Annotated in this window: 9 protein-coding genes; 4 read left to right on the top strand and 5 right to left on the bottom strand. The window is 71.4% G+C overall.

The annotated features are described in order from the left end of the window. Window positions 1–57: 57 nt before the first annotated feature. From AB0389_RS21430 to AB0389_RS21415, 4 genes are all read left to right on the top strand, one after another. The gene (locus AB0389_RS21430) at window positions 58–2787 is read left to right on the top strand and encodes an AAA family ATPase (protein ID WP_366397027.1); all 2730 of its coding nucleotides are present in this window, start codon (window positions 58–60) and stop codon (window positions 2785–2787) included. A 180-nt stretch (window positions 2788–2967) separates the two neighbouring features. Then, a complete protein-coding gene (locus tag AB0389_RS21425; RefSeq protein WP_366397026.1) occupies window positions 2968–3849 on the top strand; it encodes a hypothetical protein in 882 nt (293 codons plus the stop codon). A 173-nt stretch (window positions 3850–4022) separates the two neighbouring features. Next, window positions 4023–5525, top strand: coding sequence for an MFS transporter (locus AB0389_RS21420; protein WP_366397025.1), 1503 nt, complete (start codon window positions 4023–4025; stop codon window positions 5523–5525). Between the two features lie 695 nt (window positions 5526–6220). Next, window positions 6221–7264: a zinc-binding dehydrogenase gene (locus AB0389_RS21415; protein WP_366397024.1), complete on the top strand. Its 1044-nt coding sequence runs from the start codon at window positions 6221–6223 to the stop codon at window positions 7262–7264. Window positions 7265–7345: 81 nt separating this feature from the next. Here AB0389_RS21415 and AB0389_RS21410 read toward each other — a convergent pair whose 3' ends face one another. The 5 genes from AB0389_RS21410 to AB0389_RS21390 form a co-directional block, all read right to left on the bottom strand. Next, entirely contained in the window at window positions 7346–7885 is a 540-nt protein-coding gene (locus AB0389_RS21410; RefSeq protein ID WP_366397023.1) for a DUF3592 domain-containing protein, read from the bottom strand. Between the two features lie 119 nt (window positions 7886–8004). Continuing rightward, on the bottom strand, window positions 8005–8778 hold the full coding sequence (locus AB0389_RS21405; RefSeq protein WP_366397022.1) for an SDR family NAD(P)-dependent oxidoreductase: 774 nt from the start codon (window positions 8776–8778) through the stop codon (window positions 8005–8007). Between the two features lie 65 nt (window positions 8779–8843). Then, a complete protein-coding gene (locus AB0389_RS21400) occupies window positions 8844–14501 on the bottom strand; it encodes an SDR family oxidoreductase (protein ID WP_366397021.1) in 5658 nt (1885 codons plus the stop codon). Further along, entirely contained in the window at window positions 14498–15862 is a 1365-nt protein-coding gene (locus AB0389_RS21395; RefSeq protein ID WP_366397020.1) for an acyltransferase domain-containing protein, read from the bottom strand. Before AB0389_RS21395 ends, AB0389_RS21400 begins: the two co-directional genes overlap by 4 nt. Before the next feature lie 123 nt (window positions 15863–15985). After that, complete coding sequence (locus AB0389_RS21390) at window positions 15986–16435, bottom strand: LuxR C-terminal-related transcriptional regulator (RefSeq protein WP_366397019.1); 450 nt, start codon at window positions 16433–16435, stop codon at window positions 15986–15988. Window positions 16436–16511 lie beyond the last annotated feature (76 nt).

The raw sequence follows: 16511 nt of genomic DNA, 5'->3' as shown, positions 1-16511 counted from the left end.
TCCCAGAGTTCATCAGGAACCAGACGCTTCGACAGATCAGCACCCACGACAGACATCATGCCGTACGAACCCTCAAGCCACGTGAGACACCCTCTAATGGGCCGCGTCTTTATCCAGCGGAGAGCCGAGCGGCGACGTGGAGGACAAGGAACGGTGACACCGAGGAGGAGCGGAGCCCTGCCTGGAAGGGACGCCGAACTGGCGGCTATTGACGAGGTGTCCGGGCGCGCGGTGCTGCTCCTCGTCCAGGGACAGCCCGGCATGGGGAAAACAACCCTGCTGAGGGAAGTCCACCGTATCTGGCACACTCGCGGCCACGGAGTCGTCCGGATTCACGGCTCTGCCGCCATTCCTCAGTGGGACCTGTATGGCGCGCGGGCGGTAGTCAAGGCCTTCCGTCATTCCTTTCCCGAATTCGGGGATTCCCTCTCGGCCGGCGCGTTGGCCGCGGTGAACCGGCTGTGCCGACCGGAGAGTTACGGATCGGCCCGCGCGCGATCCGCCCTCTTCGCCGAACTGGTAAAGCTTTTCGCGCACATCAGCGGACGTGCGCCCGGTGCCGTACTGATCGACGACGCGCACGCTGTGCCCGACCCCTCGTTCATCGTGGCCGCCGCCCACCGCGCCGGCTGCACGGTCGTGGCGACGTGCGTCGAGTACCGGCGAGCCGCCGGGCCGGCCGGTTCGGCCCTGCCGCACACCGCCGCGGATCGCGTCGTCAGTCTGGGCCCCCTGCCGGACCAGCGGATCGACGCCCTGCTGGCCGACGCCGCCGGCGAGCCCCTGGACGAGGCCGTGGCACCCGCGCTGCGCGCCGCGCTGGGCCCGTGGGCCGGTAACCCGGGCACTGTACTGGACGTCTTCGAAACACTCCGTGAGGACGGCCACCTTGTCCGGTTCCAGGGTCTCCTGTGCCTGAGCACCGCCACGACCGGGCCGGCGCTGCCGTCCGATCACGCCCTGGTGCGGCGGGTCGCGGAGTGCGGTGACATCGGCAGACGGTTACTCGCGCTCACGGCGTCGGCCGGCCGCCTCGCCCTGGACGACCTCCCCGGCTTCGCGGCGGCCACCGGCCACGGACTCGCCGCCTGCGGCCAGACCGTGGACCGTCTCGTCGCCGCCGGCGCTCTGGCCTGCGACGACCAGGGGGTACTGCGCGCCCCCTGCCCGGCGCTCGTCACCGCCCTACGGACCGGCACACTCCGGGACGAGGCGGCCGAGGTCCACCGCGCGCTCGCCGTACATCTGCTGCGCGGCGGCGACCGCACACCGCCGCCGGACCCCACGGCAGTGGCCGACGCCCTCGCACGCGCGGGCACCGCGCTGCCGGCCACCCCCTCCGTCGCGCCGCTTCTGGAACATGAGGCCACCGGCTCTCTCCGAACGCGTCCCGAGAAGGCCGCACGCTGGTACAGGGCCGCCCTGTACCACTGCGCGCCCGGCGATCCGGCACACTCCCGGATCCTGACGGTCCTGCTGCCGCTCCTGGTGCGAACGGGCGACTACGAGGTGCTGGCCGAGGCCGTGGCCGAAGGCGTGCGCGCCGCCGAAGGCCGTGTTCCGCGAGCGGAGTTGGCGGCGTACGCGGCGCTGGCCGCCGTCCACACCGGGCGTCCGGTCCCGGTCCCGGTGTACGAGGCCTTGGCCGACGACCCGGCGGCGGGCGACGCGCTGGAGTTCGCCGCCCGCTGGTTCACCGGCCGGGCACCGCTCCGGGCGAGCGAGGTCATGACCGCCTTCGCGTGCCTCACCGGCCATCACCCGGAGAACGACCCGCCCGACGGCGACGGCGACCGCTTCGATCCGGTGGGCCTCTTCCGCCAGGCGCTCGGCACAACGGGCTACGGCGCACCGGTGACCGGACCTCTGACCGCCTACGCCCGCATCATGCGGAACTACCTGTCCGGGAACTGGACCAGCATCCCGTCCGAGGCACGCGCGCTCCATCTGTCGGGGGGACCCGACACCCCGGTCAATCACGCCGTCCGCCTGATCGCCGCCGAAGTGCACTCGTTCCTGGGCGACTTCGACCGGAGCGCCGCGTGGCTGGAGCCGGCGGGGGACGACGGCCCGTTCCCCGCACTGCGCGTCTGGGTATCCGTGGGCCTCGCCTGCCGTACCGGGGATTGGGTGCGGGCCCGGGAGCTGGGCTGGGCCACCTGCGAGGCAGCGGCGGAAGAGAAAGGCGCGGTGGGCATCGGCCGGCTCTTCGTCCGGCTCGCGTTCGCCGAGTGGCAGGATGACGGTCGCCGGAAGCTGCTGCCCTCTCTGCATACCGAGGCGCGACGGTGGTACGAGCGACTGGGCGGCACAAAGCTTCGGGCGGCCACGCTCATCACCGGCGCCCTCGCCGAACGGGACGTCGGCCGCGCCCACTTGGCGTTGGACATCCTGCGCGAGCACGGCGGCCGGAGCGAACTGATGCTGGCGTGCATGACCGTCGCGTCCCTGGCCGACGACCCGCGTCCTTGGCGCCGCGAGGCCCAGGAGATCGTCCGGAGCCTGCGTGGCGGCGACCGGCGGGCGATGGCGACGGAGCCGGTATGGACGCCCGGTGTGCCCCTGCTGCGCGATCCCGCCGGCCTGTCCGTCCCCGAAAGGCGCATGACCGCCCTGGTCGGGCGCGGCCTGTCCAACCGGCAGATCGCCAGGGAGTTGCGGGTGAGCGAGAAGACGGTCGAGAACAACCTGACCCAGGTGTTCGCGAAAACGGGCTGCCGCTCACGGCTGGACCTGGCCCTGGCGGTTCTCGAAGGCCGCCTCGCCGCGCCGCTCCCGCGTTCGTGAGGGATTCCCCCCGAGAGTAGTCCGTACCCCCTGAGCAGGAGATTCTCTGCACCAGGATGTTCACGGGAGGCGCTCCTCACACCTCGCGGCACGCCCAGCGCGGAGCCCTCTCACCTGTTTCCCCCCTCACATTTTCCTCCCCTCACAACTTGCGGCGTCCCGCCGCAAGAAAGGAAAATCATGAAAGACCGGGCCAAGGTCGAGGATCTGCTCGCCACGTCGGATTTCCAGGTGCGCTCCTCGAACACCGCGTGGAGGCACGTCAAGGCCGAGTACGTCGACATCATTGACGACATCCTGGCGACACTGGCGCCGAGCGGCCCCTATGCGTACACCGTCAGCCCCTCCGTCGAGGAGGGCAAGGAACTCCCCACCCAGCACATCGTCACCACGTTCGACGAAATTTCCGCGTCGTACCACAACATGCACCGGTTCGCCGCTGTGGTAGCGATCCGCCCCGTGGCGGAGATCAACGGCTCCTGGTACACCTTCGTCAGCGGCCGTGGACGCGGGCGCATCAAGACGACCGGCGAGGAGAGCGAGCGGCCGGTCATCGTGCTGTTCCCGACGATGGGCTCCGACGGCATCACCGGTGAGCTGTTCTGGGGCAGGACCCAGAAGGACAGCCTGCCCGGAGACCCGGCCGACGGGGTGCTGGCCAGCCGGTACGCCGTGGCCGCGCTGCACGGGACCCTGCTCGACGCGTACCGCGAGGGCGATGTCGACACGATCATCGGCAAGGCCCACCCCGAGGTCCAGGGCGGCGTGCGCGACTACGTGTCGCACTCCGGAACGCTGCCCGAGTTCCACACCAAGGACGAATTCCGCGCTCACCTGGAGGACTTCTACGCGGAGTACACCGTCCGCTCGATCGAGGTCGTCCATCAGCACTTCGACGACTGGTTCTTCTTCCACGAGCTGCGGTGGACGGTCGAGGCCCGGCGCGGCGCGAACGCCGGAAAGGTCTTCCGCTACCACACCGCCGAGTACGCGGAGGTGTCGGCCGCCGGACTTGTCGTGGCACACATCGGCTCCGGCACGGATCAGATCACACTCGGCTGAACCAGCCTTCCGAACACGAGCAGGACAGGTTCCCCGGACTGCGGCCCGCCGTCCGGGGAACCGCTCCCCCTCGCCGGCCATCGGCGCCCTACGTGGAACAGCCCGCGCCTGCCGGAAGAGAAGGACCATCAAGATCACCACCTCGCTCACTTCTCTTCGACGGAGGCCCTTTCATGTCCGACGCACCCACCCGGACCGCCCATTCCGCGAATTCCACGCAATCCGCGCCACCGACGTCGAACGCCGTGGTGGCGGTACTGGCCTTCGCGGGCATCGTGGTCGCCCTGATGCAGACGACCGTCATCCCGATCGTCCCCGAGCTCCCGAAGCTCCTTGACGCCTCGGCGTCGAACACCGCCTGGGCCGTCACCGCCACCCTGCTCGCCGCCGCCGTCGCCACGCCCGTCGTCGGCCGCCTCGGCGACATGTACGGCAAACGCCGCATGCTGCTGGCCAGCATCGTCCTGCTGATCAGCGGCTCGATCACCTGCGCGCTGAGCGACTCCCTGATTCCGATGATCGCCGGACGCGCCCTGCAGGGGCTGGCAGCGGGGGTCATCCCGCTCGGCATCAGCATCATGCGTGACGTACTGCCCTCCGAGCGGCTCGCCGGATCGACCGCTCTGATGAGCGCTTCACTGGGAGTGGGCGGCGCTCTCGGACTGCCCTCGGCCGCCTTCATCGCCAACAACTTCGACTGGCACGTACTGTTCTGGACCTCGGCCGGCCTCGGCGCCGCCTCCCTCGCGCTCGTTCTTCTCTTCGTGCCGGAGTCGAAGGTCCGCACCGGCGGACGCTTCGACCTGATCGGTTCCGTCGGCATGGCGGTCGGCCTGATCTCGCTCCTGCTGGCCGTCTCCAAGGGCGGCGACTGGGGCTGGACCAGCCCCACCACCCTCGGCCTGCTCGCCTGCGCGATCGTCACCCTGACGGCCTGGGGCTTCTACGAGCTGCGCACCACACAACCGCTCGTCGACCTGCGCACCAGCGCCCGCCGCCAGGTGCTGTTCACCAACCTCGCCTCGGTGACTTTCGGCTTCTCCATGTTCGCGATGTCCCTGGTCCTGCCGCAGGTACTCCAGCTGCCCGAGGCCACCGGATACGGCCTCGGCAGGTCGATGCTGACCGTCGGACTGGTCCTGGCACCACAGGGCCTCGTGATGATGACCATGTCAGCCCTGTCGGCACGCATCACCAAGGCCAAGGGCCCCAAGGTCACTCTGATGCTCGGCGCCGTCGTCGTCGCCGCCGGATACAGCCTGAGCCTTGTCATGATGTCCGAGATATGGCACTTCACGCTGATCGCCTGCACCATCGGCGCCGGTATCGGCTTCGCCTACGGGTCGCTGCCCTCGCTCATCATGGGCGCCGTTCCCGCCTCGGAGACGGCCGCCGCCAACAGCCTCAACACTCTGATGCGGTCCATCGGGACCTCCCTCGCCAGCGCCCTCGCGGGTGTCGTCCTCGCCCAGATGACCACCGATTTCGGCGGCCGAGCACTGCCGTCCGAAAACGCCTTCAAGGTCGTCATGGCCATCGGCGCCGGCTCGGCCGTGCTCGCCTTCTTCGTCGCGTCCTTCATTCCGCGCCAGCCCGCCGGCGGCAAGCGGGCACCGGCCGCCGATGGCGCGACGGATACCCCCAAGGCCGCGGAGGCCGTCAGCGAGAAGGCGTAAGGCTTCGCCGCACTCCGCAAGACTCGCGATCCGCCGGCCGTCCCTGGGTGGGCCGGGCGCCGAAATGGTGGAGTCACGTACACCATCAACACGGGAGAGCGCTCTCTCGCGGCGACGGGCCGGTAACGGGATCGTTGAAGCCACAAGGTGAGGCCTCCCGGCCGGCCGCGGACAGCCCGACCTCCGCCTCTCGCGGCACCCCGTGCACGACATCATTGCTTGACTTAAGTAATCCAATCTGATTGCCTAACTTAAGCAACCTTCAGTCGGGACATCCGTCACCCCACTCCGCCTCTCGATCCCAGGAGCGTGTCACATGCCGCACATCAGCGACGCACCTGCCGGAACGGATCGCTCCCGGCGCCCGCTCGCCACTGTTTCCGGGCCCGGCGCCCGGACGGCTCCGAGCGCCGTCGGTCCAGTCGTTCCCCTCTGGCAGGCCCAGGCCCTGCTCGGCGGACCGGACAAGAACGGCGTACGACCGTGAACGCCCCTGTTGTCTGCTCTCTGGCCACCGTGGTCACCACGGGTGTGACCGCCCTCGTCACCTCCTGGCGGGGCTGGAGTCACCGTCCCGGCTGACCCTCGACGACCCCGCCCCCGGCAATCACGGGCGGAGGATTCCGAAACCGGCCGGCGGCCCTGTCCGGCCGCCGAAGCCGCTACTTTCCACCCTCATGAAAGCGAGTCCCCCCATGACCACGATGAAGTCCGTGCTGACGGGCGCCCAGAACCACATCGACGTAGCGGACGTCGAGCGCCCGGCGCCCGGGCCGAAGGACGCGCTGATGAGGATCCGCGCCTGTGGCATCTGCGGCACCGACACCTTCTTCCTTCACCTCGGCGGCATGCCGGCCGGTGCCGACGGTTCGATGCGCTCCATCCCGCTGGGCCACGAGCCGGCGGGTGAGATCGTCGAACTGGGCGCGGAGGTCACGGGGCTCAAGGTCGGCGACCGCGTGGTCGTCAACCCGCAGGACGCGCCCTCGGGCATCATCGGCTGCGGCGGCGAGCTGGGCGGCCTGAGCGAGTACCTGCTCATCGAGAACGCCGAGGTCGGCAAGAGCGTCGCGGTGTTCCCCGACACCGTCCCCTTCGACGTGGCCGCGCTGAACGAGCCGATGGCGGTCGCCCGGCACTGCGTCAACCGCTCCGAGGCCAGGCCCGCCGACAAGGTCGTCGTCTTCGGCGCCGGGCCCATCGGACTGGGTGCCACGATCTGGCTGAAGCTGCGCGGCGTACAGCACGTCGTGGTCGCCGACGTCATCCCCGAGCGCCTCAGGACCGCGTTGGCCGTGGGCGCGGACGCGGTCATCAACTCCGCCGAGGAAGACGTCACCGCCCGCCTCACCGAGCTGCACGGCCAGGGTGCGAACGCGCTCGGCCAGCCGCGAGCCGGCACGGACATCTACATCGACGCCGCGGGCGTCGCGGCCGTCTTCAACACCACCATCGACGCCGCCAAGTGGGGCGCCAAGCTGGTCATGGTCGCCGTCCAGAAGAAGGGCTCCGACATCGACCTCGGCGGCATGCTGCGCAGCGAGCTGACCCTCGTCGCCTCGCAGGGCTACCCGACCGAGATCTTCGAGGTCACTCCGGAGATCGCGGAGCACCACGAGCGCTTCGCGAAGCTGATCAGCCACCGTGTACCGTTCTCCGAGGCCGAGCGCGCCTTCGATCTCGCCCTCACACCGGGGGCCGCGGAGAAGGTCGTCGTCACCTTCGGCGACGAGGCGTAACCGACAGCTGACGCGTGCGGGGTGCCGTCTGCCCATCGACGGCACCCCGTACCTGCCCGGGTGACGTCGAGCCGGCCGGGCTCATCGACGCGGTCGTCGCACCGCGGCGGGCACCGGTGCCCCCTTCGTGAATCTTCCGAAAAGCCGCCGCAGAAAGATACCCGCGATTCCCAGCGGAACCATTGCCGCCGAAATGACCAGCAGAACCACATCCAAGGTGTTCCTGGTGAGGGTATTCCAGCTGCCGAGGTCCGAGGGAAGCGCGACCGTTCCGGTGTCCTCCGGGTCGTACACCACGGTCATGGCGTAGCCGTCCCTCACTCGCTGCATCTTGAATTTCAGCGGTGATTCAACGGAACTCCCGCCCTGCGGAGTGAACCGCACCCAGCAGGTGACAGAAAGCTCGCCGCCGTTATCGTCGTGGAGGGCTTGCTGACATCTCGTGACATTCGCGTGAGTCCGGACTCCGTGACTCTTCAAGGCGGATATCGCCCCGGCGTGGTTCGGTATGACGTACGCGGCGATCGCGACAGAACTGCACAAGCCCACAGAAATCATGGCGATGGATGTGATCGTGAGATATCTGAGCAGATTGGGTGGACGTGCGGGCTTCGTACTCATCGGCTCCCTGACGTAAGCGAATCAGTCGATCCTCGCCCACCCCGTCCGCCGGCGGCTACCGGCACCGGGACGCGGTGCACGTTCAGTGTGCCCCCGGCTCCCCGTCGCGCACGCCGAGGTCATACGGTGCTTCCGCCGTCCACGGGAATGCAGGCCGCGGTGATGCCCGCCCCCGCGCCGGAGGCGAGCAGAAGTACCGCCGCTGCGACCTCGTCGGGCCTGGCGAGCCGGCCGGTGACGGTACGCCCGGTGAAGTGGCTGATCAGGCCGGGGTAGTCGGTGCCCAGTACCCGCGCGGCGACGGGGCCCTTCTCCAGAACCCAGTCCGTCTCCACGGCGCCGGGGCACACACAGTTGGCGGTGATGCCGTACGGGCCGACTTCCTTGGCGAGGACACGGGTGAGACCGATCAGGGCGTGTTTGGCGGCGGCGTAGGCGCAGAGGCCGGGGTCGGGGTCACGGCCCTCCATCGAGGAGATGTTGATGACGCGCCCCGACCGCTGGGGGATGAGATGGGTGAGCGCCCTGCGCGTGGTGTACAGCGCGGGGTCGAGGTTCAGGGCCAGGGTCTCGTGCCAGAGGTCGTCGGTGATGTCGGCGACGGTCGCGAAGTCCTTGGCCCCGCCGACGTTGTTGACGACGATGTCGAGGTGTCCGAAGTGCTCGATCACACTGTCGACGGCGTGTTCGGCGTCCGCCCGGCGCATGGCGTCGCCCGCGCACAGGACCGCGTCACCGCCGGCGTCGAGGCGGGCGAGGGCTTCGCGGCCCGTTCCCTCGTCGCGGCCGGTGATCACCACCCGGGCGCCGGAGGCGAGGAGCCGGTGCGCGATGGCCAGGCCGATGCCGCGGGTACCACCGGTGATCAGGGCGGTCTGTCCACTGAGGTCCATGAGCTGTCCTTCGGTCGGTGCTTCGTCGTGGCGGGCCTGTGGACGGAACCGGTGTGCCGGACCCGTCAGCCGGGAGCGGTGACGCCGTCGTGGTGTCCTTCGAGCCGGGCGAGCACGCTCCACACCGTTCCGGTGATCTGCGCCAGCACCTGTCCGTCGGCCCCCAGGGCTGTGCTGATGCCGGAGGCCGTGGCATGGCACAGCATGATTCCGTCCGGGTGCGACCGGGCGAGGTCGAGGTCGGCGCCCGGCGCGTACAGGGTGATGCGGTCCATACGGCGCGGAACGGCGACGGCCTGGCGTCCGTCCGGGTCCAGTCGCAGCGCGGGTGTTCTGGCGAGGCTGTCCAGGAGGACGGCGGGCGTACCCAGATCCGGCAGGGCGGCCAGGGCGGTGCCGTCCGGCCGCCAGCTGCTCGCGCAGCCCCCCGGGCCGTCCCGCCATTCCCGGGTGGCCCTGAACACTCCGGTCAGCAGGACGGGGGACGCGGGGGCGTAGTACGGGTCGCTCACCGGCCGCCAGAGGCCGTCGGGCGGAATCCGCCCGGGTGGGGCGGGCAGCGGGGCGGGGCCGCCGAGCCTGACCACGGCGCGGAAGTGTTCCCGGTCCCTGGCGAGGACCCGGCCGCCGGGTGCGACGGTGTCGGAGCGGATGGTCACCACCACGGACGGCCTCGCCGGCGGGCCCGTGCGATGAGCGCTGACCCGGTGGATGGCCGGCCCCCCGTCGGGGTGGGTCCGTACCCAGGCCGAGAAGACGAGATCCTCAACAGCCCGGGCCGGCAGGTCGGGTACGAGGGTGCGGGCGGCCTGGACGGCGATGTCGGCCATCATGACGCCGGGCAGGGTGGGGCGGCCGTCGACGACGTGGTCACGGAGGAAGGGGTGTGTGTCGGCGCTGAGGACCAGCTGCCAGCGGGCCCGGTCGGCGGTCAGTTCCTCGGGCGTGCCGAGCAGGCCTTCGACGGGGTGCGGCGCGGACACCGCCGGTTCCGCGGGCGTGCCGGGCGGACCGCAGGCGGACTGCCGTACGGGTGCCCGTAGGCCGGGGAACCGCTGGTCGAAGGAGTGGTACTCGGGCTCTCCCACGAACGTGACCAGGGGGGCGTCGGGGCGGCGGCGCAGTTCGTCCAGGAAGTGGGTGACGCCCTCCTCGGTGGTCATACGGCTGAGCCGGGCCGTGCGGGCGGTGTAGGAGCGGACGACGGCACCGGAGCCGAGCCCGGTCTCGTCCCAGACGGTCCAGGCGATGGTGTACTCGCCGTGCTCTTCCGGCGTGGCGTACGCGGCGCCGGCGAGGAAGTCGTTCGCGGGAGAGTAGTCGCTCTCCCCCGGCAGGCCGGCCACACCGGTCACGGAGCCGAAGTTGCACCACAGGCGGGGGCGGCGGGGGCCGTTGAAGGCGGCACGCAGATGGTGGTAGCCGAACAGCTTCACATCGCGGACGCGCCGCATGCCGGGCAGGTCCTTGCGGGTGATGTCTCCGGGGTGGTGCAGGCCGGCCCCGTTGACCAGCAGGTCGACACGGCCCTCCGCCGCCTCGATCCGGTCGGCCACCCGGCGCAGGGCCGCCGGATCGGTGACGTCGCAGGTGTGGAAGTGGACCTGGGCGTCGCCGCAGAGGTCGCGCAGGGCGGCGAGGTTGAGCCGGGACTCCCTGGCATGGAGGAGTCCTTCGAAGCGCGCGTTGATCTCACGCACGGGCCGACCGGGGTGCGCGGCGCGCTGTGCGGCGATGAACGCGGCTCGTACGGAGGGGAGTTCGTCGACGGAGGCCGTCATCACCTCGTCGGGGACGTCCTCGATCCTGCTGGAGCCGATCAGATGGAGGCGGACCGGAATCCGCCGGGCCAGGCCGAGCATGCAGGCGGCCGTGATACCCCGGGCTCCGCCGGTGGCGACGACGACGGCACCGGGCTCCAGGGGCAGCGGGCCGGCCGGAACGTCCGCGCGGTGCAGCCGCTGCACCCGGCGCACTCCATCGCGGTGGACGACGACGGGAAGCCCGTCCGGCCGTTTCCCCAGCTCCGCTTCGAGGGCGGCGAGGGCCGTCCCGGGATCGGCCGTATCGGTGAGCAGTGCGAGCGGGGAGCAGCCGGTCAGCTCCCACGCGAGGCTCTTGACGAACCCGGTGAACAGATGCGCGTGCGGCGGGGCGGCCGTGGCGGCGAAAGGGACGAGGACAGCGACACCGAAGGAGCCGGAGTCGACCAGGCTGTCCCGCAGATCGCGTACGGCGAGGAAGGCCGCTTCCTGGACCGCGATCCGCAGGTCGTGCGGTGGGTCGGGCCACTCGGGATCGCCGTGCATCGAGGTGATGACACGCAGATGCCGGAACCCGCCCGGGTTCTCGGCCAGCACGCGCTCCACCAGGACCCGCGGATCCTCGCCGGGCAGCAGCACCGCGAGCCGGCAGCGGACGGCCGCTCGGACGGTACGGCGCAGGTCGGCGGCGCAGGACGGGTCGGTGATGACGAGGGTTCGGTCGGGCAGGGTGTACGGGGCCGACACGCCGGGCGCCTTCCCGGCCTCCTCCCAGGCCAGGGTATGACGACTCGTCAGGGTGTCCTGTCTGGAAGCGATTTGATGTGACGTCAGGTGGTGAATGGCTTGTAGCAGGTCGTCCCCTGCCAGATAGGTGCGGCCGGGGGCGAACCCGCGCCGGACCGGGAGCGCGGCCAGGAGCCTGTCGTACCCGGCCAGGACCGGCCAGGCGCGGGTGCGGGCCACGGAGGCCCGGGTCAGCACTACGGTGAAGGCTCCTTCGGCCGGGGCGGTGCCGGACAGGCCGTGGATCCGCGCGTACAGGGGGTCGCTGCCGCCGTTGACGCCGAGGACGAGGGCCATGTCGAGGTCGCCCCGGCGCAGGTACTTCTCCGCCGTGGTGAGTGCGGTACGGCCCGAGGTGGGTCCGGTGTCCACGGTCATGGTGAGGCCGTGGAGGTCGTGGACGCCCGCGACGCGGGCCGGGATCACATTGGGCATCAGCCCGGCGAGTGTGTCCTCGCCGACGGCCGGGCAGCGCTCCCGTACCGATTCGACGAACGCCTGGGTGGCCCGGGCGAGTTCGGCTCCGTCCAGTCCCCCGTCCAGTCCCCCGTCCAATCTCCCGTCCGGCCTCCCGTCCCGGCCGTTGTCCTGGGCGAAGGCGGTCAGGGACCCGGCGTAGCACCGCACGCTGATGTCGGCCGAACTCGCCGGGACCCCGGTGTGAGCGGTGAAGACGCCCGTGGTCTCCTCAAGGCCGTCCCACAGCGGTCTCCCGTCCGGCCGGGCGAGCCGGGCGACCGCCTGGAGGGCCATCAGCTGGGCCCGGTCGACGGCGGCGGCCGTCCGGGGCGGCATGCGCGTCTCGCTGAACCCCGGGGCGGGGTAACGCGTGCCGAACGACCGTTCCTCGACGGGTGACAGCCCCTCGGCGAGCCGCCGGGCCACGTCCGCCTCGGCGGGTGTGCCGGGCAGGTGCGCGGACCAGGCGACGGCCACCACCGGATCGTCGTCCCCGACGGCCGGAGGCAGGGAACGGGGTGCGGGAGTGTGGTCGTCCGGTGGGTCCTGGAGCAGCAGATGGCCGTTGGTGCCGCCGAAGCCGAAGGACGAGATGCCCACGGTGCGCGGCCGGTCGGCGGGCCGTGGCAGCGGCGCGGGAGCGGCCGGGATGCGGGGGCGCGTATCGCCGTCCGGCTCGTACGGTGTCTGGGCGGGTACGAGGGAGTGGGCCAGTCCCTGGAGGGCGTGCACCACGGACAGCACACCGGCGGTCCAGCCCGTGTGCCCCATCACCGACTTGTTCGACGTGCACAGCGCGTCGGGGACGGTCCCGGCCAGCACAGCGCGCTCCACCGTGTCCCCGACCGGAGTGCCGGTGGCGTGGGCCACCACCCAGTCGATCCGGTCGGCGGGCAGTGTGTTGACGGCGCGAGCGCGGGCCAGTGCGCGGTCCTGCCCGGTCCGGTTGGGCGCGTGCACGGCTCTGCCCCGGCCGTCGGAAGCGGCGCCGAAACCGGCGAGCACCCCCAGTACCCGGTCGCCGTCGGCCCGCGCCCGGTCCAGGCGCTTCAGGGCGACGAACCCCGCCCCGTCGGAGAACAGCACCCCGTCCGCACCCTGGTCGAATGCCTTCACCCGGCCCGCGCGGCTCAGTCCGCGGAGTTGGGAGAACAGCACGCTGTAGCGCGGCCCCAGGGAGAAGGCGCCGCCGCAGAACGCGATGTCGCAGTCACCGTCGAGCAGGGCGCGCGTGCCGAGGTCGATGGCGTACAAGGACGAGGAGCAGGCGGTGTCGATCACCTGAAGCGGTGTCCGCGCGGGCAGCAGGCCGTCCAGCGCGGCCCGCGCCGCGGCGTACGGGAGGTGGCTCGTCAGCGGGCCGGCGTGCCGGTAGTGGCGTCGCAGCGACGTCAGGAGCCGGTCCCGCAGCGCCTCCGGGTCGCGGTGGCCGGGCCAGTGGGCGGCGATGCCGTCGGCGGCGGCCTCGGCGAGCAGGCTCTCCTCGACGTGCTGGCTGCCTTCGTTCCAGGCTCCGACGAAGCAGGCCGCGCGGGTCCGCGCGTCCGGCGCCAGGGCCGGGGCGCCGCACTGCCGCAGGGCGGTGCGCAGCCAGTGCGTCAGGTAGTCGCCTCCGCCGGGAGGTTCCTGCCGTACGTACCCGGCGACCCGGCTGTAGGTACGGTCGCGGGCCGCGCCGTCCTGTGCCCAGAAGTGATCCAGTGCGAAGCGCTCGCCGGGTTCGGAGAAGGCCGGGGCTCCGCGCACCAGCCGGTCCCAGAGGCCGTCCGGGTCCCCGGCGCCGGGGGCCACGATCCCGGCGCCGATCACGGCGACGCTGTCACGGGCGGAGCGGTCGGGGACAGCGGCTCCCGGGGCGGCCCGCCGTACCGGCCGGGGACGGGGCGCCTTGGTGGCCGTCGCCTTGATGCCTCCGGGACGGGGGGTCAGCATGGCCCGCCCCACCGACAGCCCGCCGTCGGCCAGATACGACTGCCCGGAGACCCAGCCGGCCCCCGGCGACGCGAGGAAGGCCACCAGCTGTGCCAGGTCGGCCTCGGTGCCGACCCGGCCCAGCGGTGCCGCGGCGGCGCAGGTCTCCCGCAGCTCCCGCGCGCCGGGGAACAGCGCGGCTGTGGCGTTGTCCAGGAGTCCGGCCGAGGCGGTGTTGACCCGGATGCCCAACGGGCCCAGGTCGGCGGCGAGATAGCGGGTCATCGCCTCCAGCGCGGCCTTGCACACGCCCACCAGCAGGTAGTTGTCCATGGCCAGACCGGCGCCGATGGACGAGACATTCACGATCGCTCCGCCGCCACGGGCCGCCATGAGCGGGGCCGCGCGCAGCGCACACCATCGGGCGCCGTGCACGTTGGTGTCGAGCGCGCGCTGCCATTCGCGGTCGGTGAGGTCGTCGTACGGTGCGAAGACGCCGCGCGCGGCGTTGTTGACCAGGATGTCCACTCCACCGTGCGCCGCGGCGACCGTGTCGAACATCTCTGCCACGGCCTCGGATTTGGCGACGCTGGCCCGCAGCTTCTCGGCGGAGCCGCCCGCGCGGCGGATCGCGTCCACCGTCGCTTCCGCGGGGTCGTGGGAGTGGAAGAAGTTGACGATCACATGGGCGCCGCGGCGGGCGAGCTCCCGGCTGATGGCCGCTCCGACCCCTTTGCCACCGCCGGTGACCAGCGCCACGCGTCCGGCCAGGTCGCGGGCGACGGGAGCCTGTTCGGCGGTCATCGGACCGCCCCGGCGCTGCTCGCGCTGTCGGCGAGGGGCAGCGTGGACAGCAGTTCCGCCAGCGCGTCGAGCGTCGTGTAGCGGGTCAGCCGGCTGCCCTCGTCGGGTAAGCGCCGGCCGTAGTGCGATACGGCCCGGGCGAACAGTTCGGTCTGTTTGATGGAGTCGACGCCGAGGTCGGCTTCCAGGTCGGCGTCCGCGGTGAGGACATCGGCCGGGTAGCCCAGGGCGTCCGCGTACAGCTGCCGCAGGGTGGCGATGACGCCTTCACGCGCGAGCGGCGCGTCGGACCGTACGTTGTCGGATCTCCCGGGCCGGGGCGCCGCGGCTTCCCGTACCGGTGCTTCGGCAGGGACCGGCGGGCGTGGCCGGGCGACGGCCGCGTCAGGACCGTCCGTGCGCGGACCGCGCAGCGCCCGGGCTATGGAGTCGGCGCCGGCCCTGCGGCGTAACGGCGCGATGGCGGTGACACCCGGAACGGTGGCGCTCACCAGGTCGGTGAGTACGCCGCGGGCCCCGCACTCCACGAACACATCCACACCGTCGGCGTGCAGCGCCCTGACCGCGTCGGCGAACCGGGTGGGACGCACCAGATGCGCGGCCACCAGATCGGCCACGTCGTCCGTGCTGTCGAGTACGCGGCCGAGGATGGCCGAGTGCACCGGCCGCCGGGCCGGACGGACGGCCAGCGCGGACGCCCGCTCGGCGAAGTCGACGGAGACCGCGGCCAGTCCACGGCTGTGGAAGGGATAGGGCACCCGCAGCTCGGTGGCGCTCACACCGATGGCCTCGGCCGCCTTCCGTACCCGCAGCAGCGGAAGAGCGGGTCCCGACACCACACACTGGCGGGGGCTGTTGTCGGCGGCGACCGCCACCTCCCATTCGGCGAGCGCGCCGAGGAGCCGCGCGGTGCGCGTGGCCGACATGCCGATCGCCACCATCCCGCCGGCCGGCGGCGGGCACGCGGCGAAGGCGTCGTCGCGGGCCGCCACCAGCGCCAGCCCCTGGTCCAGGTCGTACACACCGGCGGCGGTCAGCGCCACGAGCTCACCGAAGCTGTGACCGAGCAGTACGTCCGGGCGCAGCGCGAACCTCTCCGTGAGCAGCCGGAAGAACACCGTCTCCAGCGCGAAGATCGCCAGGTGCAGGTCTTCGGGCGACCGCTCGACCAGGTCGTCCAGCGTGGGGGCCTCCTGATCGAGCAGCAGCCGGGACACGGCGGAACGGCCCAGCCGGGCCGCCGACCGGTCGATATCGCCGAGCAGTTCTTCGACGAGAGGCTCGGTCTCGGCGATCGAGGACAGAATTCCGGGCGCATAAGCCCCTTGGCCCGGAAAAAGGACAGCGCAACGCTCTGACATCAAGGAATCCAGCTCTCGTCGGTGCAGTTGAGCGTCGCAGGATCCATGCCGCCCGCACCAGTGCCACGTTCGCCCCGGGCCGCCGGTACCGGGCCTCAAGGACTATTGCGCGCGCGGCCGGCTTCAGCCCGGGCCCGGCAGTGGTGTGCCCATCGCGCCTCTCACCACCAGGAGTGCCACTTCCGTCCGGCTGGTGGCACCGAGTTTGACGAAGACGGACCGCAGGTGGTTCTTCACCGTCCGCTCGGACACGGCGAGGCTGCGGGCGATCGATTTGTTGGTCATTCCCTCCGCCAACAACGTGACCACCTCCGTCTCCTTCGCGGTCAGTCCGGGCGCCTGCCACCGTGCCGGTTCCCCTCGCGGCGACTGCCGTCGCGTCTGCGGCGTGGTACATCCGGTGCCCAGATCGGCCATCATCAGGCGCAGCCCCGCCAGGAGGTCCCTGGCGCCTTCCAGCGAGGCCAGCGCCTTGTCGATCCGGGCCTCGGCCCGCAGCAGGCTCTCCTCGTGGAAGGCGCAGCATCGGGCCGGCGGGCGAGGGACGGTCCCGGGCGACTCGTTGGTGTTCATGGAACTCCCCGGCTTACGGCGGACTGAAGCTGATATCTCTCCAGCCCGCCGGCCGGTAACCGTGCGGGACATCTTT

The organism is Streptomyces sp. NPDC093109, from assembly GCF_040701725.1.
Lineage (GTDB): Bacteria > Actinomycetota > Actinomycetes > Streptomycetales > Streptomycetaceae > Streptomyces.
This window is presented reverse-complemented; position numbering and strand designations above follow the sequence as displayed.

Bases quoted from the DNA above. Each gene is read 5' to 3' on its own strand.
- AB0389_RS21415 (WP_366397024.1), top strand. From the start codon at position 6,221: ATGACCACGATGAAGTCCGTGCTGACGGGCGCCCAGAACCACATCGAC.
- AB0389_RS21420 (WP_366397025.1), top strand. From the start codon at position 4,023: ATGTCCGACGCACCCACCCGGACCGCCCATTCCGCGAATTCCACGCAA.
- AB0389_RS21405 (WP_366397022.1), bottom strand. From the start codon at position 8,778: ATGGACCTCAGTGGACAGACCGCCCTGATCACCGGTGGTACCCGCGGC.
- AB0389_RS21395 (WP_366397020.1), bottom strand. From the start codon at position 15,862: ATGTCAGAGCGTTGCGCTGTCCTTTTTCCGGGCCAAGGGGCTTATGCG.
- AB0389_RS21430 (WP_366397027.1), top strand. From the start codon at position 58: ATGCCGTACGAACCCTCAAGCCACGTGAGACACCCTCTAATGGGCCGC.
- AB0389_RS21425 (WP_366397026.1), top strand. From the start codon at position 2,968: ATGAAAGACCGGGCCAAGGTCGAGGATCTGCTCGCCACGTCGGATTTC.
- AB0389_RS21390 (WP_366397019.1), bottom strand. From the start codon at position 16,435: ATGAACACCAACGAGTCGCCCGGGACCGTCCCTCGCCCGCCGGCCCGA.
- AB0389_RS21410 (WP_366397023.1), bottom strand. From the start codon at position 7,885: ATGAGTACGAAGCCCGCACGTCCACCCAATCTGCTCAGATATCTCACG.
- AB0389_RS21400 (WP_366397021.1), bottom strand. From the start codon at position 14,501: ATGACCGCCGAACAGGCTCCCGTCGCCCGCGACCTGGCCGGACGCGTG.